Source organism: Lactobacillus colini (genome assembly GCF_017874575.1).
Classification (GTDB): domain Bacteria; phylum Bacillota; class Bacilli; order Lactobacillales; family Lactobacillaceae; genus Lactobacillus; species Lactobacillus colini.
In genome coordinates, this window is record NZ_JAGGLU010000024.1 from 1 (window position 1) to 6574 (window position 6574).

Consider the following 6574-nt stretch of genomic DNA (forward strand, 5'->3'; position numbering starts at 1 on the left):
AATTTCCATTGATTATAAATTTGTAATCTTTGTTCATTAGTTAATTTAGTCATAGTAAAAGCCCCAAAAATGTCTAACTTTTGGGGCTCATTACATAACTTCGTGTTGAAGTTAGGTATTTTTTTATTGTTAATACCTAATTTCTAAAATTTCCTAGGAAATTTTAGCTGACAGAAATGTCAGCTAAGTGGCGAGTAACTGGCAGGTATTTGTCGTTGAATGCAAAATAATATAATGATTTAATAAAACTAGAAAAGGCTATGAATAAGGAGGTATAAATCATGGTAAATAAAATAAAGGAATTACGCTTATTACAAAATCTGTCTCAACAACAGTTAGCCGACAAAGCTAAGATATCTGTTAGAACTATCCAGCGATTAGAAGCGGGTGATGATGCTAGTATTTCAACTTTGAATTTAGTAGCAGAAGCATTAGGAGTAAAAATTGCAGACGTAATTTCAGATAATGCTAAAATGGATGATAAAACAAAATCTGCAAGAGAATTGCTAGAGTACCAATTAACTCAGAGGACAAAAGAATTTAAAACTTTTAGCCAATTATATACTGCTGTCTATATCATAATAATGCTTTTATGGGGAATAAATTTTAGTTGGATTAGACAAGATGCAATGCAGGCTGTCTTGGGAGTTGGTTGGATTGGTGGCTGGTTAATTATGGAGCCACTTAAATCTTGGCTAGTAGTTAAATTTATTGATCCTAAACTTGATAAAAATTTTCCTCTAACAATTAATCAAACTGACAAAGATGAGCATAAATAATTATAAAAAAGATCAAGCATCCCGGTTTAAAGTAAATAAACTTTATAACTCGGTAAAAATGCTTGATCTCTTTTGAATTTTAATTTAATTTTCCTTCTTGATGTTTCTTAATAGCTGGTAAAATTAATCCCAACGCAACTAAAATAATTGGAGTTACAATATTTAAGATTAAAGTAAGTGGGTCTGGTGAATATATTCCTAAAATACAACAAGCAGCAGTAACTAAGAAGCACCAGCAACCAGCTAAGTATGCTAAGAATTGATTCTTGGTCATTTGGTAGCTAGTCTCAAATTTCTCCTGTTGCTTTCTAAGAGCAATATATGCGGCAAATACCCAGAGATAACGCAATGGCATAGTAGTTGAATTTAATTTAACCAACTGAGCCATTACAGATTGTGCGTCTGGCAATAATGCTTGTGCTGCAATAAGACCACCAGAGAGAATAACTATCATCCAGATACCGTTAATATAGGCACCATTCTTATTAAGCTTTAAAAGCTTCTTAGGGATGAAGTCTTTAGCTTCCTTACTTCCTAAAAGCATTCTTAGTGGTGCGTCAATACTCAAAACTAAAGTTGAAAATTGACCAATAATATTGCACCAAGAATAGATATACATGAATAAGCCACCGACGTGGTAGTATTTCCCTAATTGGTCAAACGCCATGTAGGCACCATTGGAAATATATTCATTTAAATTATTGTTAACAACTTTAGGATTAAACATCATAGCCATCGCAAATGTACCTAAAATTGCTGAAACCATAACCATAATTGCTAAAGCCATCATTGCCTTAGGAAAGTTCTTAGATGGATCTTTAACTTTATTTACATATGGTGAGATTTTTTCACAGCCACCTACTGCAAATACTAAAATAGATAGTGAGGTCAGGTATTTAATATTAAAGTTAGGAATAAAATTCTTCCAATTAAAATTAATACTGTAGTAAGTAGCATGTGGATTAATTGCAGGAGCCGCAAACATCATGATAATAAATAAAATTGACATTACAAACATAGAGGTTCCTGCAATGGTTGCTAATGTTTTTAGTACTGGAATACCACGGCTAGCAACCCAGCAGAAAAACAGAAAAATTACTAAAGTAGCAAATTGAGTTGTAGCAGTTGGTAACTTGTCATACCAATCAGTATTACCAAAGATGCCCCAAGATAAGGCTCTGAGGCCACCTGTTCCTTTACTAGAAATATAAACGATATGACAAGCCCAGTAAGTCCAACCAGCATAATAGGCCCATTTTGCGCCTAAGGTAGCATTTACCCAAGACGAAACCCCACCTTCAGAATTCTTAAATGTTGCTCCAAGTTCTCCAACCATTAAAGCGTAAGGAACAAAGTATAGTAGGAACATTATTATCCAACTAAAAATAACCTTGGTTCCGTCGAAGTAGACATAACCGTTAACAACATTTCCAAAGCCCCAAACTGTTGAGAAGGCCATCATTGCTAAGGTTGTCCACATCATTTTTTTGGAATTGTTTTGTGTTTCAGCCATAAGCTTCTCCTTTTAACGATATAATTGTCAACTTGTTAATTATATAACAAATTAGCAGAAAAAGTTTAATTTTATTGAAAAATATTAAAGCGTATTCATTAGAAAAATTAAATTGTGCATACTTTTATTGAAGCATATGTTAAACTAGCTATATGTACATCATTTAGTATAGAAAGTAATGAAAGTTATGAGAGCGACAATTTTAAGGTATTTCGACAATAGAAGGGAGGTTTAATAAATGAAGGAAGAAAGACCAACGCGTATAGGTCAAAGAAATAATAAGAAAAAGAACAAGAAAACTATTTTTCTTAGAATTTTAGCAGTAATTTTAGTATTAGTGGGCCTAGTACTAATTTTTAATGGCCAAATTAGGGATCTGATGGTTAGACAAAATCAAACTATTGCTCTTAAAAAGCTGGATCGCAAGACTATTGCCAAAAATGAGAAGAAAAAAGGTATGTTTGACTTCTCTAAGGTAAAAGAGATTGATGCTGGACAAGCAACTAGAGCAAGGGTTAATAATACTGCTGATGCAATTGGTGCACTAGCTATTCCCCAAGTAAACATGTACTTGCCAATCATGAAGGGGCTAAGTGATGATGCTATGTCTACAGGTGGCGGCACAATGAGAGCCGACCAAGTAATGGGAAAGGGAAATTACCCACTTGCTGGGCACTATATGACTGCTAAGGGGGTTTTATTTTCACCACTAGAGCAATCTAAAATTGGTCAAAAAGTTTATTTAACTGACTTAAATAAAATATATATTTATAAAATTTACATGAAAAAGAAGGTCGACCCAACAGCCGTCTGGCTAGTTAATAACACTAAACAAGATATAGTAACTTTGATTACCTGTGCAGATGGTGGGGTAAATCGTTGGGCAGTTCGTGGTAATTTAATTAAGACAGAAAAGGCTACTGATACGAACTTGAAAATTTTTAAACTAAAATAGATCTTAACTGCGATAAGGCTTAGAAGCTTTGCCGCAGTTTTTATTTGCTTGCACAAGCATAATAAAATTAATTATAATTAACTTCTATGTATTGTTTAGAAATTGGGGATGTAAATTTATAAATGAAATGGAAGCAACGACAAGCTAATCCTTTATCAGAGGAATTAATTGAACAATTTCACTTGACTGACTTACAGGCTAAATTATTTGCATTGCGTGGCAATGATACAGCTGATAAGCTAGATTTTTGGCTAAATGCTAACGAATATAATTTAGCTGACCCATATCTAATGCATGATATGCAAAAGGCAATTGATAGGATTAATCAAGCAATTGACCATAATGAGAGGATTACTATTTATGGCGATTATGATGCGGATGGCATAACTGCTACTGCAATTATGGTTGAAACGCTAGAAATTTTAGGTGCTGATGTTCATTTCTTTATTCCAGATCGCTTTAAAGATGGCTATGGCCCAAGTATGCAGCGCTATCAGGAGATAGTGGCTGATGGTACTAACTTAATTATTACCGTTGATAACGGTGTAACCGGTGTAAAAGAAGTGCAGTATGCTAAAAGTAAGGGTGTAGATACAATTATTACTGACCACCATACTTTTCAAGCTGAAAAGCCTGATGCTGCCTATGCAATTGTTCATTGCAATTATCCCGGGCAAGCTTACCCATTTGATGATTACTGTGGTGCTGGAGTGGCTTACACTATTGCACGGGCTTTAATGGATGATCCAATGAGTGATATGCTTGATTTAGCAATGATTGGAACTATTGGCGACATGGTAAAGGTCAACGATGAAGGTCATATTATTGTTAAGCGTGGTCTTGAAATATTAAATAATACGCAAAGACCAGGACTGCGAGCATTAATTAAGAATGCAGGTCTAACTTTAGGTAATATCACAGCTACGGATGTCGGCTTTGCTATTGCTCCTAGGTTGAACGCAGTTGGACGATTGGATCATGCTAGCTTGGCAGTAGAATTGTTGCTAAGTGATGATGAACAACAGTCACAAAAAATTGCTGATCAAATTGAAGAACTTAATAATCGTCGCAAAGAATTAACTCAATTAGTGTATGAAAAATGCTTATCGATGATTAAAAGTAATGGTTGGCAACATCGCAAGACTTTGGTATTGGTTGATGATAACTTTCATGAGGGAGTATTAGGACTAGTAGCTAATAAGATTGTTGAGGCAACTCGCAAGCCTACTATTGTACTTACCAAGGGAGAAGATGGCAATTTAAAAGGCTCAGGACGTTCTATTGAAGGATATAATTTGTTTGATGCACTTGAGCCTTTAAATGGCAGCATTCTAACTCAATTTGGTGGGCATGATTTAGCTTGTGGACTATCATTAGACATCAATAAATTAGGTGAGTTAAGAGAAAGATTTGAGTCAGATTATCATGTTGAAACTAATCTGAAGGTAAAAGAATATGACTTTGAACTATCTTTAAATAAGCTAACACCCGAAACAATCAAAGAGATGAATTTAGTTGGACCATTTGGTACAGCTAATGTAGAACCTATCTTTTCAATTACAGATCCTATAATTTCTCACTTTACAAAGATAGGTAAAGACAAAAATCATGTCCGCTTTACTACTAAGATTAAAGCTGGAAGTGTTCAAACTATTGGATTTAATAAGGCCTATTTAAGTGAAAATTTGTTGCCGTATATTCATCAATTATTCGTTACCTTGTCACTTAATCAATGGAATAAAAAGACAAGCGTTCAAGCAATGATTAAGGGAATTAATTTTCAAAGCCCGAAATTAGTTGTTCCAGCACCAGTAATTGATTTACGTAATGAAAAATATATTATGGGTTTTGCTGACAGATACTTATTATTTGATAAGGAAAATTATTCCTTAGCTAGAGATGGGCTAGGAATTAACGAGGAGAGATTGACCTTAGTTGATGAATATAATAATAATGGCGAAGTGGCAGTCTTACTTGATACGCCACATAATCAACTACAATTAAATACGGCTTTAGAAAAAGATTACCAACAATTATATTTAAGGTTTTTGCTCAATAAGCTGCCCATTAGCCAAATCCCGTCTAAAGATTCATTTGGTCGAACACTAAAATATATTTATTCTCATCCTCAACTAACACCGCAGGATTATCGTCAAGTAGCTCCATTTTTAAGTTTGAGTTATGACAGTGTTTTATTTATTTTGCGAGTGTTCTTTGAATTAAAATTCGTAAAATACGAAGAAGGTAAGATAGTGCCGGTTTCTAATCCTCAAAAGCAACCTTTGACTGGCTCTAAGTATTATCAATCAGTGTCTTCGCAAATAGAATTTACTAATAAATTAAAGACAATGCCGTTTAATCAATTACTTAACTATATAAATAGCTTTAAATAATTGGTAGTAAATTTTATTGATGTGTGAGTTTTAAGTGTTTTTTACATCAAAATTTGTTAAAATATAACAGTCAACGGCAAGACCGTTATCTAAGGGTCAAATGGAGGTACTCTTTTTTATGGCAATTGATTTTAAACAGCGTATTGCAAGCGTTAAGGATTTTCCTAATGAGGGTATTACTTTTCGTGATATTACTCCTATTTTACAAGATGGTGAATTATACCGAGCTGCAACTCATGAATTAGCTGAGTATGCTAAAAGCCGTAACGCTGATGTTATTGTAGGACCAGAAGCACGTGGCTTCATTGTAGGATGTCCTGTTGCAACTGAATTAGGAGTGGGATTTGTTCCTGCTCGTAAGCCACATAAGTTGCCTCGTGAAGTTGAGAGAGCTTCATATGATTTGGAATATGGTTCAAATGTATTGGAAATGCATAAAGATGCTATTAAGCCTGGTCAAAGGGTAGTTATTTGTGATGATTTAATGGCAACTGCTGGCACTTTACATGCTACTAAGGAATTAGTTGAGCGCTTAGGCGGTGAAGTAGTTGGTGCTGCATTCTACATTGAATTGACCAATCTTAAGGGAAGAAGTATGTTCCCAGATACTGATATTTTTTCATTAGTTAAGTATGATGATTAATAGTTAATAAGGACTCTGAGTTTCAGAGTTTTTATTTTTTACTGAAACTTGAAAGCTAAGTGACTCGGAAAAAACTATAAAATCACAAAAATCGTTGATAACCTTGTTTTTCAAAGCTGATATGAACCCTAAAATTAGGATATATTATTGATTAGCCTTGATTCATGATCGCATTTCGATATTCAATCGGGATGCGCTTTTCCACCTAAAGTCAAGTAATATCAATATTTTTAATAAATTTTCTTGTTTGGTTAGTTCAGTATTAATATCCAAATCAAAATTTTATAGAAA

At 34.0% G+C, this 6574-nt stretch carries 5 protein-coding genes; 4 read left to right on the forward strand and 1 reads right to left on the reverse strand.

Going from position 1 to position 6574, the window contains the following annotated elements; translation table 11 throughout:
* Positions 1–281: 281 nt before the first annotated feature.
* The gene (locus tag J2Z60_RS10715) at positions 282–779 is read left to right on the forward strand and encodes a helix-turn-helix domain-containing protein (protein ID WP_245328811.1); all 498 of its coding nucleotides are present in this window, start codon (positions 282–284) and stop codon (positions 777–779) included.
* A gap of 79 nt (positions 780–858) precedes the next feature.
* Here the strand turns inward: J2Z60_RS10715 and J2Z60_RS10720 are convergent, their stop codons facing one another.
* Complete coding sequence (locus tag J2Z60_RS10720) at positions 859–2292, reverse strand: APC family permease (protein ID WP_209687689.1); 1434 nt, start codon at positions 2290–2292, stop codon at positions 859–861.
* A 238-nt stretch (positions 2293–2530) separates the two neighbouring features.
* On the opposite strand from J2Z60_RS10720, the gene J2Z60_RS10725 reads away from it, so the two are divergent.
* From J2Z60_RS10725 to J2Z60_RS10735, 3 genes are all read left to right on the forward strand, one after another.
* The gene (locus J2Z60_RS10725; protein WP_209687690.1) at positions 2531–3247 is read left to right on the forward strand and encodes a class A sortase; all 717 of its coding nucleotides are present in this window, start codon (positions 2531–2533) and stop codon (positions 3245–3247) included.
* A gap of 122 nt (positions 3248–3369) precedes the next feature.
* Positions 3370–5640: a single-stranded-DNA-specific exonuclease RecJ gene (recJ, locus tag J2Z60_RS10730; protein WP_209687691.1), complete on the forward strand. Its 2271-nt coding sequence runs from the start codon at positions 3370–3372 to the stop codon at positions 5638–5640.
* A gap of 118 nt (positions 5641–5758) precedes the next feature.
* Positions 5759–6283 carry an adenine phosphoribosyltransferase gene (locus tag J2Z60_RS10735; RefSeq protein ID WP_209687692.1) on the forward strand — a complete coding sequence of 175 codons (525 nt, stop codon included), beginning with the start codon at positions 5759–5761 and terminating at the stop codon, positions 6281–6283.
* Positions 6284–6574 lie beyond the last annotated feature (291 nt).